The organism is Microbispora sp. H10830 (assembly GCF_014161375.1).
Taxonomy (GTDB): Bacteria; Actinomycetota; Actinomycetes; order Streptosporangiales; family Streptosporangiaceae; genus Microbispora; species Microbispora catharanthi.
In genome coordinates this window covers 383,957-397,812 of record NZ_JABBWX010000007.1, presented here as the reverse complement: position 1 = coordinate 397,812, position 13,856 = coordinate 383,957, and the positions used below count along the sequence as shown (strand labels likewise).

Here is a 13,856-nt window from a genome sequence, read left to right as displayed (position 1 = left end):
GGTGATAGTCACTCATGAAAAAGCGAACGGCCGATCCGTCCGGACCGGCCGTTCGCCATTGGGGTGAGTGATGGGACTTGAACCCACGACATCCAGGACCACAACCTGGCGCTCTGCCAGCTGAGCTACACCCACCATGTCCGCCGTTCGAGGCGTACGAAGAAAGTGTAGCGGTATTTCGGAGTCCTCCGCGCCCTCAATACCGCTCGCCCTCGGCGTCAGGACCCGGAGACGGCCTCCGCGACCTCGCGGGCGGTGGCGGAGTCGGGGCCGGGCTGCGGCACGAAGACCGCGGCGCGGTAGTAACGCAGCTCGCGGATGCTCTCGGTGATGTCGGCCAGCGCGCGGTGCCCGCCCTGCTTCTCGGGGGAGGCGAAGTAGACCCGGGGATACCAGCGGCGGGCCAGCTCCTTGATCGACGAGACGTCGACCATCCGGTAGTGCAGGAACGCGTCCACCAGCGGCATGTCCCGGGCGATGAACGCGCGGTCGGTCGCGATGGAGTTGCCGCACAGCGGCGCCTTCTTGGCCTCGGGCACGTGGGAGCGGATGTAGTCGAGCACGACGGCCTCGGCCTCCGCCAGGGTCACCCCCGTCGCGAGCGCCCGCAGCAGTCCCGAGGCCGTGTGCATCTCCCGCACGACCTCGGACATCTGCTCCAGCGTCTCCGCGGGGGGCTTGATGACGACGTCCACGCCCTCATCCAGCTGGTTCAGCTCGCCGTCGGTGACGATACAGGCCACCTCGATGAGCGCGTCACGGCCGAGGTCGAGCCCGGTCATCTCACAGTCGATCCAGACCAGCGGGTCAGTCATGGCTCAAGAGTAATGCTGAAGGGTAATGGGGACGTCACTGAGATTGAAGCGAGTCCTCCAGGCGCTTGATGACCGACTGGTCCAGGTTGTCCGGCACCGAGACGTACAGCATCGCGGGACGGGCGTTCTGGCCGCGGTCCACGAGGATGATCGCGCCCTTCTCCTTCTTCCACTTCAGATTGTTGGCCTCGGCGACCTTGGTGAAGTCCATCTCGAACTCGATGACCCAGCCCTGCTTGCCGCTCACGGTCAGCGCCTCGTTGCGGAGGATCTTGCGGTCGTGCTGGATGCCGTACCAGCCCTGGTCATAGGTGAGCAGCAGCCCTTGAGCGAGCCGCTGGAAGCCCTGCGCGCCGCTGTTGGGGAAGATCTGGGGCACCTCGGCCGTGTAGACGCTGCCGACCCAGTCGTTGCCCCTGCCGTCGTAGTTCGACTGGGACGTCGCCTGGCAGCCGCTCGTCCACAGTGGCCTCGTCGGGTCGGCCGGGTTGTTGACGTCCTTCGACTCCGGCACCTGCCACTTGTCGCCCGGGTACGCGTACGACAGGCCGGTCACCGGGTCCGTGATGCGGTCACCGGAGGGCTGGGGAAGCTGGGGCAGCGGCGCGGTGGACTGCTGCGGTTCCTGCTCGGGCGGCACGGTCTGGTCGAGCTGCGGGGCCGTCGCGGTGGTGTCCGGCCGGGCGAGGGCCGTGCCGGCGCGATCGCGCAGGACGATGACCGCGCCGCCGATGACCAGCGCGAGCACGACCACCGCGGCGATGCCGCCCACGATCCACGGCCAGACCGGCGCCGTACGCCGCGGCGCGCCGAACTCGGGCATCGGAAGCTGTGCCGTCTGGTTCTGAGGTCCCCACTGGGGCTGTGTCCACTGCGGGGCCTGCTGAGCGGCGTGCTGAGCGGCCTGCTGAGGGGCCTGCTGAGGAGCCTGGGGCGGCGCCCCGGCCTCCTGTCCGGGAGTGTGGGTGGCGTCGGTCCACTGGGTGCCGTCCCACCAACGGAGGAGAGGGGAGCCGTACGGGTCCGGATACCAGCCGGCGGGGGTCGTCGTCATGCGCGCCACACTAATGAAATCAGCATTTGTAGGTGAAACTTGCCTTGTCCTGGATCGGCTTCCCCGTCGTCGTGGGGGACAGGACGCGGAGTGTGGCCGTGCCCTTGAACGATCCCGATCCGGTCACCTTCCAGTGCAGGGGGAGGTCCACCGACGTGTCCCCAGAGGAGACCCGCTGCTCCTGCTCCAGCGGCTTGCGGTCGTCGCTGCGGATCCAGAGGTAGCGGATCGTCCCGGCCTCGCCGTTGGTCGTGACGACGCCCACGAAATCGGCTTTGCCGTCGCAGCGCACCGTCTTCTTGGGCGCCTTGACGTCGACGTCGCTCACCGCGAGCGGCACGCCGGGCGTCTGGCGCAGCCACAGGATCACCGCCGCGATCAAAATCGCCAGCAGCAACGTCCCCGCCCACGCCGTCGTACGCCTCCGGCGCCGCCGGGGAGCCGGACCGCCGGCGTGGGTGGTCGTGATGGCGTCGGAGGTCTGCCCGGCACGCCAGATCTGCGCCGCCGTGGTCTCGGTCGGGACCCCGGGCCCGAAACGCATCATCACGTCGCCGCGGCCGTCGGCCGCATTCGGCAGGTCGAGCCCGTCCGCCGCATTCGGCAGGTCGAGCAGGGTCACCGCCTCCCCGCCGGCAGAGCCGGCCGCCGCGCCCGCGGGGAGTTCGGGGGTCGCGGTCGCGGCGAGGCCGTGTGCCGCGTGGGCCAGCCGATCCCTGCCCATGCCGGGGAACGCCTCGCGCTCGGCGAGCAGGGTGTCTCGCGCGGCGGCCAGCCCGTGGGCCGCGGCGGCGGATGCACGCCGCAGCGCCGCCGCGGCGGGTCCCTGCCCGCAGTTCGCGGCCAGCGCGCCGGCGAGCGCGGCCCAGGCCGCCACGTCCTGCTCCGCGGACGCGTGCTCGCCCCGCAGCGCCCGCAGCAGGCCGCGCTCCGCCAGCAGCACCGAGCCGTTCTCTCCGATCACGACGGTCCCGGCGTGCAGCGCGCCGTGGGCCAGCCCGGCGGCGTGCACGGAGAGCAGCGCCTGCGCGCTCTCCAGGAGCACGGTCGCCGCTCCGCTCGAGTCCAGGCGGCCGGCGGCCATCAGGTCGGCGACGGCCGGCGTCGCCCGTGCGGTGATCAGCCAGACCTCGTCACGCGCGGCCACCAGGTCGATCACGGGCAGCAGCCCGATCGGCCCGCCTCCGTGTAAACGCACGTCGGCGCCGACCGCCGCGACGAGCCGCTCGCGCGCCTCGGCCGTCGCGACGGCCAGGGGATCGAACCGCAGCACACCGGACGGCCGCCCGTCGGGGGAGACGGCGTCCGCCCAGGTGCCCACCTCGCTGGGCCGGGTGCGGCCGGTGAGCCGGTGACCCGCGACCGTCACGCCTTCTCGCATCTACCGCCGCCTTCGGTGCCGTCCGCGTATGCGTCCCATGGCCAGTGTGGCGGGAACGAGGCCGGTCGTCACCAGGGCCGCGGCGAGCCCGCCCATCGGAGCCCCCGACGGGTCGGCCGGGCCGGACGTGAGCGTCAGCGTGGGCTCCCCCGAAGGCGTACCGGGGTTGCTCTGCGTCGGCGAGGGCTGGGTGGAGGGCTGCGTCGTGGGCGGGTTGCTGGTCTGCGTGGGCTTGGGCTGCCTGGTCGCCGGCGGGTTCTTGGGCGGGTCCACCGTGACCGTGGGCTCGTCCGAGGGAACGGGCTTGGGCGACGGCTTCGGCGTGGGCTTGGTCGTGGGTCTGGTCGTGGGCTTGGCGGTCGGCTTCGGCTTCGGCGAGGGGCTGGGCCTGCGGGTCGGCCGGTTGGTCGCGGTGGGGCGCACGACCGGCGTCGGCGACGCGCCGGGCTTGGGGCTGGTGGCCGCCGGGGTCGGTGTGGGCTCCTGCGGCTCCTCGGTGGGGTCGTCGCCTGAGTCGTCGCCGGAGTCGTCCTCCACCTCGATGGAGGAGGGGTCGACCGCGGGCGGGCTCGGCGTCTCGATCGTCGTCCCGGCCTGCAGGGTCGTGCCGCCGCTCACCGTCTGGACCAGCGCCACCGTTCCGCCCGCGATCACGACCATCCCGGCCAGGGTCAGGCCGATCTTCATGCGGGTCTGGCTCAGCAGCCCGCCGAGCTTCGTCTCGGCCAGCGCGGTGCCGGTCTCGGGGGCGTTCTCCTTCAGCGGGAAGAACGGCACGAGCAGCCCGGCGAGCGCCGCGAGCCGGCGCCGTCCGCGCTCCTCCCAGGCCGGCCCGTATGCGCCGGCGGCGACGGTCTCGAGCTCCCGCACGAACTCCTCGGCCGACGCGAACCGGTCCTCCGGCCGCTTGGCCATGCCGCGCTCCACGAGGTCGCGCAGCGGGGGCGGCACCTCGTCGACCGGAGGAGGGGTCGCCTGGTGCTGGCGGGCCAGCGCGGCCATGTTCTGCGCGCGGAACGGCCGTCCGCCGGTGAGGCACTCGAAGAAGACGACCGTGGCGGCGTAGACGTCGCTCGCCGGTCCGGCCTTCCCGCCCGACCACTGCTCCGGCGCCATGTACGGCGGCGTCCCGGCCGCCCTGACCCCCTCGCCGGCCTGCGCCGCGATGCCGAAGTCGACGAGCTTGCTGGTGCCGTCGGCCTCGACCATGACGTTCTCGGGCTTGTAGTCGCGGTGGACGACGCCGATGGAGTGCGCCGAGGCCAGGCCGAGCAGCGAGCCCTTGAGCACGGTGAGCGCGGCCTCGGGACCGGTCGGGCCCTCAGAGCGGAGCATCGCGCGCAGCGAGACGCCGTCGATGAGCTCCATGACGATGGCGGCGCCGCGCGCGGTCTCGACGTACTCGTAGAAGCGCGCCGCGTGGGGATTGGGATCCATGGCGGCGAGCAGGCGGGCCTCGTGCCGGAACCGGGCGACGAAGTGGAGGTCCGCCATCATCTCGTCGGACAGGTACTTGATCGCCACAGGGATGTCGTCGGCGTCGTGCCGCGCGAGTATCACTCGCCCGGCGCCCCCCGTGCCGAGTTCACGAATCTCCGTATAGCCGGGGACGCGCCAGGCGCCCGTATGGCCGTGCATAACGGTCTGTCTCCTCATCGCCTGGGGCCCCCGCCATATGACGAGACCGTAGTTTAGTGATGACGTTGCGAGTGCGATGAAAAGTCACGACTTAGTCAGACTGAGTCGTCAATGATGGTCCGGGGTCATTTGATGCACGAATCCGTCTGCCGGGTGATCGAGGAGGCGCCGCCCGCCGCGGCCGGGGAGGTCGACGCGGTCACGCCGTAGGAGTCGCAGGGCCAGCGGGAGTAGGTGTACGAGGCCGTGACGGTGTAGCCGGTCTTGCCCGACAGGCTGAAGGTCCGGGTGGTCACCGTGGAGCCACCGGTCATCCAGGCGAGGTTCAACCGCACCGCGGAGGTGTTGCCCGCGGTGACGGCGATGGTGGCCGTGGCCGTCGTCCCGCTTATGTCCAGGCTCTGCACGCGTACCTGACCGACGGAGGCGGGGCAGGTCACCGCGACCGAACGTGACGCGGCGCCGCCGGGGGCCGCGGGATCGGTCGAGGCGTCGAACGTGACGCTCTCGCCGCAGGGGCGGCGCGAGAAGGTGTACGACAGCGTCCGCGTGTAGGTCCTCGCCCCGGACAGGCGGACCGTCTTCGTGCCGCCGCCCGCGGAGGGCGCGGAGAACCGTCCGGTGAGGTCCACCGGGCCGGTGCCGTCGGTGGTCACCGTCACGGTGGCCGTCGCGACCCCGGCCGAGGACACGACAGGTGTGCCGGCCTTCAGGCCGGTGACGGAAGTCGGGCACGGCGGCGCCTTCGCCGTGGCCTCGCGGGCGCCGCCCGGCGCGGCGGGGCCGGTGGTCACGCTCATGCCCCAGGTGCCCGAGCAGACGTGGCCGAGGTCGCCCGAGACGGTGCGGGTGTAGGACGTCGCGCCGCTGAGGGTGAGCGTGCGGGTGGCGGTCACCGCGCCGTTGGCGGTGAAGCGCACGGTCAGGGTCACCTTGCCCGGCCCGCTCGTCCTGACGGTGACCGTTCCGGCGCCGGTCGCGCCGTCCTTGCCTGCTCCGGCCTTGTACGACAGCCCGCCGACATCCAGGTCGGCGACCTTGAGGAGCGAGGGAGAGGGCGACGGCTTCACCGAGGGTGTCGCAGAGGGCCTCGGAGAAGGTTTCGGAGAAGGTTTGGAAGAGGGCTTGGCCGTGGGCGCCGGGGTGGGCACAGGGGTGGGCGCCGGGGACGGGCTCCGCACGGGTGTCTCCGCGGACACCGGCGAGGGGGACTCCGAGAAGGTCTCGTCCGGCGTCTCGTCCGGCCTTTCCTCAGGGACGACCGGCGACGCGGACGCCGTGGCGGGCACACCCGTGTTCCCCGCGCCCGTGTTCCCCCCGCTCGTGTCCTGCGACGCCGCGACGGTGCGCGTCCCGGCCGAGCCGAGGGCGTACGCGCCGATGCCGCCGCCCGCGACCACCACCAGCACGGCCCCGGCGGTGAGCAGGACACCCCTGCTCCTCAGCGACCGCAGCGTCGTGGTGAACAGCGAGGTGCCGGCCTCGGGGGGACGTGTCCGGTTCAGCGGGAACGTCGCGGCCAGGGTGGCGGCGAGCGCGGCCAGCCTGCGGCGGCCCCGCTCCTCCCACGCCGGGCCGTACGCCGCCACGGCGGCCTGCTCCAGCTCGGAGACGAACGCGGTCGCGCTCGCCGGCCGTAGCGCGGGGTCCTTCGCCATGCCGCGCGCGACCAGGTGCCGCAGCGGCTCGGGGACTTCCTCGACCGGCACGGGCGCCGTCCTGTGCATGTGCCGGAGGACGGAGTGCTCGGTCGCCCGGTAGGGCCGGTGCCCGGTCAGGCACTCGAAGAAGACCGCGGTCGCGGCGTACACGTCGGACGCCGGTGAGGCGGCCGTGCCCGTCCACTGCTCGGGGGCCATGTACGGCGGGGTGCCGGCCGGGAAGCCGAGGGCTCCTCCGGCCCGCACGGCGATGCCGAAGTCGGCGAGCTTGCTCGTGCCGTCGGCGGTGACCAGCACGTTCTCGGGCTTGTAGTCGCGGTGGACGACGCCGGTCGCGTGTGCCGAGGCCAGGCCGAGCAGGGAGCCCTTGAGGACGGCGAGCGCGGCCTCGGCGCCCGTCGGGCCCTGCTCGCGCAGCAGCGCCCGCAGGGTGGGGCCGTCGACCAGTTCCATGACGATCGCGGCGCCCCGCCCGGTCTCCAGGTACTCATAGAGCCGCACCACGTGCGGGTCGTCCAGCTCGACGAGCAGGCGGGCCTCCTGCCGGAAACGGGCGACGAATCCCTCGTCCCGGCGCAGGTCCTCCGACAGGTACTTGATCGCCACCGGGGCGCCGGACCGCTCGTGGACGGCGAGGACGACGCGCCCGCCGCCTCCCGCGCCCAGTTCACGCGTCACCGTGTAACCGGGCACATTCCAGTGCTCGGCGGAACTCATACGGCCTCCCTGGCTGATGAAAGGTCGGCCGCAGTGTCGGTGAAACCGCTTGCAATCCGCTTACAGCCGCGGCTGACGGTTCCCGATGTGCGGGGGAACCGGGATGCCGGGCGCGAGGCGCGGGTCGGGCTCGGGAGTGCCCCACGACACGGTGAGCGGCAGCACGCCCGCCCAGACGGGCAGGTCGTAGTCCTCCTCGTCGTCCTTCGGCGGCCCCTGCCGGACCTTCACCGACGCCTCCTCCAGGGACAGGGCGACCACGGCCGTGGCGGCCATCTCCTTGCGGTCCGGCAGGCGTACGGCGTCCCACTGCCCGGGGGCGAGCTGCTCGGTGATGGCCCGCAGGCCGGCGAGCCGTTCCTCGGGGTCGTCCACCATCCGGGCGAGGCCGTAGACCATGGCGGACCGGTAGTTCACGGAGTGGTGGAACGCGGAGCGCGCCAGCACGACGCCGTCGAGGTGGGTCACGGTGACGCAGACCGGGGTGCCGAGCGCGGCCCGCAGCGAGGTGGCGGCGGTGGAGCCGTGCAGGTAGAGGGTGTCGCCGATCCGCCCGTAACCGGTGGGGATCACCATGGGGGACCCGCCGGCCAGCACGCCGAGATGACAGATGAGGCCGGCGTCCAGGATCGCGTACAGGTCGGCGCGGTCGGTGCGGGCGCGGTCTTTCGACCGCCTAAGGGTGGTACGGGCGGTTGTGGAGAGCATGTCCGATACGTTAGGCCGAAGTGGACCGGCGGAACACGTCCACTCAGTGCCCATACGGGGAGACCACTTTTGCGGAGAACACTGTGCGCGTGACCATAGATCTGCCGCTGGCGGTGGACCGCGAGTCCCCGGTGCCGCTCGCCGTCCAGGTGGCCGGCCAGTTGCGGGAGTCCATGCGCACCGGCCGGCTCAGGGCGGGGGAGCGGCTGCCGTCCACGCGGGCCCTCGCCGCGCTGCTGGGGGTCAGCAGGACCGTCGCGACCGACGCCTACCAGCAGTTGTACGCGGAGGGGTGGCTGGACGGGCGGCACGGCTCGGGCACCTATGTGGCCGACGACACGGTGCCGTACGAGCAGCCCGGCGCGCAGGCGGTCGAGGCTCGCGGGGCCGCCCGCCGCGAGCCGGCGCCCCCGGGATGGGTGGACCTGCGGCCGGGACGGCCGTGGGTGTTCGGGTACGACACGGCGGCCTGGCGGCGGGCCTGGCGCTCGGCCGGCGAGCTCGCTTTGAACGCGTTCCCCGACCCCTACGGCCACCCGGAGCTGCGCGAACTGCTGGCCGATCACCTGCGCAGGGCCAGGGCCGTGCCGGTGGGCGCCGGGAACGTCATGGTCACCAGGGGCACCGGCAACGGCCTCGACCTGATCGCCGCCACGCTGCTCGGGCCGGGGAGCCGGGCCGGGGTGGAGGAGCCCGGCTGGCGGGCCGCCCGGCGGATCTTCGCCTCACGCGGCGCGGAGGTCGTGCCCTGCCCGGTGGACGAGCAGGGCGTGATCGTCGAGGCGCTCCCCGACGACCTGCGGGTGCTCTACACCACGCCCGCGCACCAGTTCCCGGTCGGCGGCAGGCTGCCGATCCCGCGCAGGGAGAAACTGCTCGCCTGGGCGCGCAGGACCGGCGCGATCGTGGTGGAGGACGACTACGACGCCGAGTTCCGCTACGACGTCGCGCCGCTGCCCGCGCTCTACGGGCTCGACCCCGGGCGGGTGGTGCTGCTCGGCACGCTGTCGAAGTCGCTCGGCCCCGACGTCGGGCTCGGCTGGCTGGTCGCCCCCGCCGACCTGCTCGACGCCGTGGCCGAGCGCCGGATGCACCTCGCCGACCGGACGTCGGGGCCGGTCCAGCGGGCCGTGGCGACCCTGCTGGAACGCGGCGACCTCGACCGGCACCTGCGCAGGATGCGGCTGGAGTACGCCCGCAGGAGGGCGGCCATCGTCGAGGCGCTCGGGCCGTACGTGCGGGGCGACACGGCCGGGCTCCACGTCATGGTCAGCCTGCCCGCCGGCGTGGTCCCCGGCCTCGTACGGCGGGCCGGGGAACGCGGCGTGCTCCTGGACACGACCGAGGCCCACCACCACGGACCGCCTCGGGTGCACGGCCTCGTGCTGGGTTACGGCTCGGCCTCCCGCGCCGACGTGCGGCGCGGGTGCGCGGTGATCCGGGAGCTCATACCTCCTGAAGAAGCCTGAGCTCGCTTCCGGGCAGGGCTACCTCCAGGTTGAGCGCCTCCTCGCCGATGATGCGGGCGATGTCGATCGATCCCGGGTCGCCCTCCCTGGTGCCGGGCACCTGGGAGTGGCCGAAGTGGCCGCCCCGCGCCCACAGCCGTTTGCTGCGCTCGGCGGTCAGGGAGTGCGGATAGGGCAGCGGAGGGCCGGCCGGCCAGCGGCGCGGCACCTCCCAGGAGTCGAGCCAGGCCAGGATGTCGTCCAGACCGTCGAGCTTGGTGTCGGTGAACGGTTCCCTCGCCGAGCCGATGACTTGGATCTGCACGCAGACCCGTCCGTTCCTGCCGCGGTCCGCGGCGAGCCCGCCGCCCGCCCTGGTGGGCGGGAGCAACTGGACGATCTCCCCGGTCACCGGGTTCCACACCAGGTGGGAGGGCCGGTGGAGCTGGATCAGCCGCTGGGCGACGGACCTGGCCGAGACCCCTTGGGGGTCGGCGGGCCAGATGAACCAGACGGTCCTCGGGGCTCCTCCGAGCATCGCTCCGGAGTCCCCGGGGGAGGGAAGTCGGCTTGCGCCGGGCAGCCATGCTTGGGCCACAATGCCCCCTCAAATCCTCGGTCGCGTCGTTTTTCCCCTTTCAAACTTCCGCTGACACCTCGCGAATCCTGATTGTTACTGGCGGGTGCCAATCTTCCAACGAGGGTGTAACAACTGGTGATTCTGTGACGGATGCGTCAGGCGGAGGGGGTGGCGGCGGCTTCGCCGGCCGGAGGCTGGCCGTCGCCCGACTCGCCCGCAGGATCGGAGGAGGGGCCGGCCGTGGGGCGGGTCGTGGGCCCGGTCGTGGTGTCGGAGGTCGGGTCGGGCAGCGGGCCGGCGTCGCCGTCCCCCTCCTGGCCGTCCCAGGTCATCCGGCACGAGGGCCGGCCGGCCGAGGACTGGAAGGTCACCACGCCCCTGCCCGCGACGCCGGGGTCGACGACGGCGAGCGTGACCCGGCCGCTCGCGCCCGCGCGGAGCCTGCCGTGCCGGGGCGAGACCGCGATCCCGCCCGAGGTGACGGCCGTCCACTCGATCGCGGCGTTGCGCGCGGCGAGCGTGATCGACGCGCCCGCGGCCCCGCCCAGGTCTCCGGGGCACAGCGCCGTCAGCGCCGGCCTGGGCACGGGTCGCGTACGGGTGGGAGAGGGCCGCGACCGCCCCGAGGGTGCGGGGGTGTGGGGCGGGGCGGTCGCGGCCGATTGGGGGGAGCCGTCTGGTGGGGGTGTCTCGTCTCCGGACGCGGCGGGAGTCGCCGTGGGCAGGTCGCTCTCCTCCGGGCCCGGCGTCGAATCTCCGGGGGCAGGCTCTCCGACGGCAGGGTCTCCGGAGGCGGGGCCTGCGGGCGCCGCCGTCGGCGGTATGCGTATCGCCTCGAGCCGTTCGGCCGGAGCCTGACCGGAGACCAGCGCGAGCCCGCCGGCCGCGCCGAACACGCAGACGGCGGCGAGCATGACGGGGGCGGTCCGCAGCGGGCGGGAGCGGACCCGTCTGCGCCTTGTTGGCCCGCGCCCTGTCCGCCCGTGCCCTGCCTGCCTGTCGGTGGTCGCGGGGAAGCCGCGCCGGTCGAACTCGGCGGTGGTGGCGGCTGTGGTGGCGGCTGTGGCGGCTGTGGCGGCGTCACGCCGGTCGGCGTGGAGCGCGGACTCGATCACCCGGCGGCGCAGGGAGAGCGGGGGGAAGGCGACGGGGATCATGTCGAGCAGCCGCTCGGCCGACACGTGCCTGCCCCGGCCCTCGCGGCAGATCTCACAGGCCGCGATGTGCTTGCTCAACCGCTTGCGCAGGGGAGGAGCGAGAGGGCCGTCCTGCCAGGCGGCGCCCACGCCGTGGTCGACCAGGGCCGACAGCTCCGGGCAGTGGGCCCGGCCGACCCTGGCCAGCACGAGGGCCGCCGCGGCGTTCTCCAGGTGGTCGCGGGCCCGGGTGAGCCGCGCCGACACCTGCCGGGAGGCGAGCCCGAGGACCGATCCGATCTCGGCCGTCGTCAGGCCGTGCCGTACGGCGAGTTCGAGCACCTCGCGCTCGTGGTCGCCGAGTTCCCCAAGCGCCTCCCGCACCAGCGCGGCGAGCGGCGGGTCCGCGGACTCCTCCACGGCGATGACGGATCCGGTGACCTCCTTCCCTCCTCGCGCGGCCCCTTTTCCGGTGGCGCTGTGGAACCGGGTCAGCGCGTACAGCCACGCCCGCAGCCGGGCCGGTTCCTTCAGCCGGTCGGCGCAGCAGGACGCGGCGACGAGGGCGTCGTGCACCGCACGCTCCGCCGCGTCGAGGTCACGCACCAGCGCGTACGCGTAGTCGCTCAGCCGGTCGGCGTAGGCGTCGTACAGCGCGGCCGTGGCCTGGGCGTCGGCGCCGCCCCCGCGGCGCAGCGCCTCCAGCAGTCGGTGGTCGTCGGCTCGCCCGACGCCGGGCCATTCGGGCAACGAACATTCCTCCCCGTGTGACGGAACCTGGTCTTGCCGGTCCCCACACGAGTGGGACGCCGTCCCCTCTGGCGTCGTTTACGGATCACAGTGTCATGCCCAACCGGCATGACCTGGGAAAACAGGTGCGGATGTTACTGGAGACGGCGTGCGATGCCCTTGAGGAAGATGTTGCGGATCTCCAGGACCGTCTGCGGGAAGTAGGCGGCGCCGCCGGTCGCCTTGGCGATGGAGGTCATCTGCGTCCGGTCCTCGTCCTTCTGCGTGTTGAACGAGATGATCAGGATGCTCACCGGCCGCTTGGGGTCGTAGGCGTCCTTCAGCTTGCGCAGGATCTCGGTGTTGGAGATGCCGCCGTTCGGGTCGTCGTTGCCGACCCCGTCGGTGAACAGCAGGATCGTGTTGACCTTGTCGGGCTCGTACTCCTTGGTCATCTTCTGGTAGGCGGCCCACAGGGTGTCGTTCAATCCGGTGTTGCCCGTGGGAATGGCCTTCGCCTGACGCAGCGCCTGCGAGATCATTTCGCGGCGGGTCACCCCGTTGACCTGCTGGGCCAGCGGCCCGATCTGCACGACGGGCTTCCAGTCGACGCCCTCGCCGCGCAGGTTGTCGGAGAAGGCCCAGATGCCCATCTCGGCCTTGTCCGGGAAGAGCTTCAGGCCCTCGACGGTGAGGTCGCTGATCGCGCGCATCCGGCTCACACCGGTTTTGTCGGCGGGCAGCGCCATGGTCCCGGAGATGTCGATGAGGGAGAGCAGCCTGGTGCCGAGCTTGATCTGGTGCCACGCCTGCGAGAGGCGGGTGACGGTCGCGGCGTCCGGCAGCGGGATCGCGGCCGGCTTCTTCGCGTTCACGCCGTTGTCGGGCTTCAGCAGGCTGCCGCCCTTGCCGTCGGGCGCGCGGAAGCCGTAGTCCTGGACGGTCTTCCTGCCGTTGGGCGAGGTCACCTCGGTCGCCAGGGCTTGCGCCGCCTTGCGCGTCGTGGCGTCCTTCGCCGTGATGATGATCGGGTAGTCGAGGTTGATCGTGCCCTCGGCCGGATAGAGCGCGACCGCCGGGTTCGAGGGGGTCGTCGTCGTGTTGTACGACCACACGGCCTGCTCGGACGTCACGCCGATCGGGATGCGGGCCGCGGCCTTGGTCAGCGTGGCGAACATGCTGTCGGGGGTCGACACGGTGGACTCCGACAACTGGCGCAGCACGCCGACGAGCGTCTCCTCGCTGCCGCCTCCCTGCTTGAGCACGGCGGCCCCGGCGAGCAGCGCGCCGAGGCCGGCGGCGTTCTGCGTGGGATCGAGCGCGAGCACGCGCACCTTCCGCGCCAGGCCGTCGGGGTTGGCGGCGTTCGCCGCGCTCATCAGGCCGGTCCAGCTCGGGCTGAAGGCCGACTGGAGCTTGTCCGCGCCGGTCTTGGACGCGGCGAGCACGACGGGGGTGCTCGCGGCGTTCCCGGCGGGCTCCGGCGCGTTCTTGACGCCGCTCAGCCACAGGCTGGAGTCGGGGATCCACAGGTCGGGGTCCAGCTTGCCGCTGGTGGGACCGGTGCCCGCCATCGCGTTGGCGACGTCGGCCGGCTCGGCGGCCTTGACCGTGACGGCGACGCACTTGCCGTCGAGGGCCTTGCCCGACTTGCCGAACCTGGTGGCGATCTTCTGGACGGCGGGCTGGATGTCGGGCGCGGCGACGACCGAGAGCTTGACCTTCTCGCCGGCGCAGCCCGGGCTCTTGTTCACCACCACGTACGCGGCGACGCCGAGGAGGACGGCCAGGGCGACCGCTCCGGCCAGCGGGACGAACACCGTCCCCCGCCCGGCCCGCCGCCGCGGCGGCGGCGGGGGCTCGTACTGGGGGTCGAAGCCGCCATCGAGTTCGTCTGTGCGGTGCCGTCCGCCCACGGTGCTCTCTCCGATGTCGACTGGCCGTAACAGGTTTACGGAACGATACTGGCAAAAAGTCATAACTTGCGCC

10 protein-coding genes and 1 tRNA gene are annotated in these 13,856 nt (G+C 72.6%); 1 reads left to right on the top strand and 10 read right to left on the bottom strand.

The features are described from left to right. Positions 1-59: 59 nt before the first annotated feature. The 7 genes from HHX35_RS20610 to HHX35_RS20580 all read right to left on the bottom strand — a co-directional run bounded on the left by HHX35_RS20610 (position 60) and on the right by HHX35_RS20580 (position 7,974). A tRNA-His gene (locus HHX35_RS20610) sits at positions 60-135 on the bottom strand. Positions 136-218: 83 nt separating this feature from the next. Then, a complete protein-coding gene (orn, locus tag HHX35_RS20605; RefSeq protein WP_139576857.1) occupies positions 219-815 on the bottom strand; it encodes an oligoribonuclease in 597 nt (198 codons plus the stop codon). A 34-nt stretch (positions 816-849) separates the two neighbouring features. Next, a complete protein-coding gene (locus HHX35_RS20600; RefSeq protein ID WP_182900366.1) occupies positions 850-1,869 on the bottom strand; it encodes a DUF2510 domain-containing protein in 1,020 nt (339 codons plus the stop codon). Between the two features lie 19 nt (positions 1,870-1,888). Continuing rightward, on the bottom strand, positions 1,889-3,250 hold the full coding sequence (locus HHX35_RS20595) for a hypothetical protein (RefSeq protein ID WP_182900365.1): 1,362 nt from the start codon (positions 3,248-3,250) through the stop codon (positions 1,889-1,891). Next, entirely contained in the window at positions 3,251-4,888 is a 1,638-nt protein-coding gene (locus HHX35_RS20590) for a protein kinase domain-containing protein (RefSeq protein WP_182900364.1), read from the bottom strand. Positions 4,889-5,013: 125 nt separating this feature from the next. Then, positions 5,014-7,266: a serine/threonine-protein kinase gene (locus HHX35_RS20585; RefSeq protein WP_182900363.1), complete on the bottom strand. Its 2,253-nt coding sequence runs from the start codon at positions 7,264-7,266 to the stop codon at positions 5,014-5,016. 60 nt (positions 7,267-7,326) lie between these two features. Then, positions 7,327-7,974, bottom strand: coding sequence for a pyridoxamine 5'-phosphate oxidase family protein (locus HHX35_RS20580; protein WP_182900362.1), 648 nt, complete (start codon positions 7,972-7,974; stop codon positions 7,327-7,329). Between the two features lie 83 nt (positions 7,975-8,057). Between HHX35_RS20580 and HHX35_RS20575 the strand changes: the two genes are divergently transcribed. Beyond that, positions 8,058-9,443: a PLP-dependent aminotransferase family protein gene (locus tag HHX35_RS20575; protein ID WP_182900361.1), complete on the top strand. Its 1,386-nt coding sequence runs from the start codon at positions 8,058-8,060 to the stop codon at positions 9,441-9,443. Here HHX35_RS20575 and HHX35_RS20570 read toward each other — a convergent pair. The 3 genes from HHX35_RS20570 to HHX35_RS20560 all read right to left on the bottom strand — a co-directional run bounded on the left by HHX35_RS20570 (position 9,421) and on the right by HHX35_RS20560 (position 13,783). Further along, the gene (locus tag HHX35_RS20570; protein ID WP_182900360.1) at positions 9,421-9,960 is read right to left on the bottom strand and encodes a hypothetical protein; all 540 of its coding nucleotides are present in this window, start codon (positions 9,958-9,960) and stop codon (positions 9,421-9,423) included. The genes HHX35_RS20575 and HHX35_RS20570 overlap by 23 nt on opposite strands. A gap of 197 nt (positions 9,961-10,157) precedes the next feature. Beyond that, positions 10,158-11,888, bottom strand: coding sequence for a sigma-70 family RNA polymerase sigma factor (locus HHX35_RS20565; protein ID WP_182900359.1), 1,731 nt, complete (start codon positions 11,886-11,888; stop codon positions 10,158-10,160). Between the two features lie 134 nt (positions 11,889-12,022). Next, the gene (locus HHX35_RS20560) at positions 12,023-13,783 is read right to left on the bottom strand and encodes a substrate-binding and VWA domain-containing protein (RefSeq protein ID WP_182900358.1); all 1,761 of its coding nucleotides are present in this window, start codon (positions 13,781-13,783) and stop codon (positions 12,023-12,025) included. Between the last annotated feature and the right edge of the window lie 73 nt (positions 13,784-13,856).

Excerpts from the sequence above, each read along its gene's own strand:
- HHX35_RS20595 (WP_182900365.1), bottom strand. The coding sequence starts at position 3,250 with ATGCGAGAAGGCGTGACGGTCGCGGGTCACCGGCTCACCGGCCGCACC.
- orn (WP_139576857.1), bottom strand. The coding sequence starts at position 815 with ATGACTGACCCGCTGGTCTGGATCGACTGTGAGATGACCGGGCTCGAC.
- HHX35_RS20590 (WP_182900364.1), bottom strand. The coding sequence starts at position 4,888 with ATGCACGGCCATACGGGCGCCTGGCGCGTCCCCGGCTATACGGAGATT.
- HHX35_RS20600 (WP_182900366.1), bottom strand. The coding sequence starts at position 1,869 with ATGACGACGACCCCCGCCGGCTGGTATCCGGACCCGTACGGCTCCCCT.
- HHX35_RS20585 (WP_182900363.1), bottom strand. The coding sequence starts at position 7,266 with ATGAGTTCCGCCGAGCACTGGAATGTGCCCGGTTACACGGTGACGCGT.
- HHX35_RS20580 (WP_182900362.1), bottom strand. The coding sequence starts at position 7,974 with ATGCTCTCCACAACCGCCCGTACCACCCTTAGGCGGTCGAAAGACCGC.
- HHX35_RS20570 (WP_182900360.1), bottom strand. The coding sequence starts at position 9,960 with ATGCTCGGAGGAGCCCCGAGGACCGTCTGGTTCATCTGGCCCGCCGAC.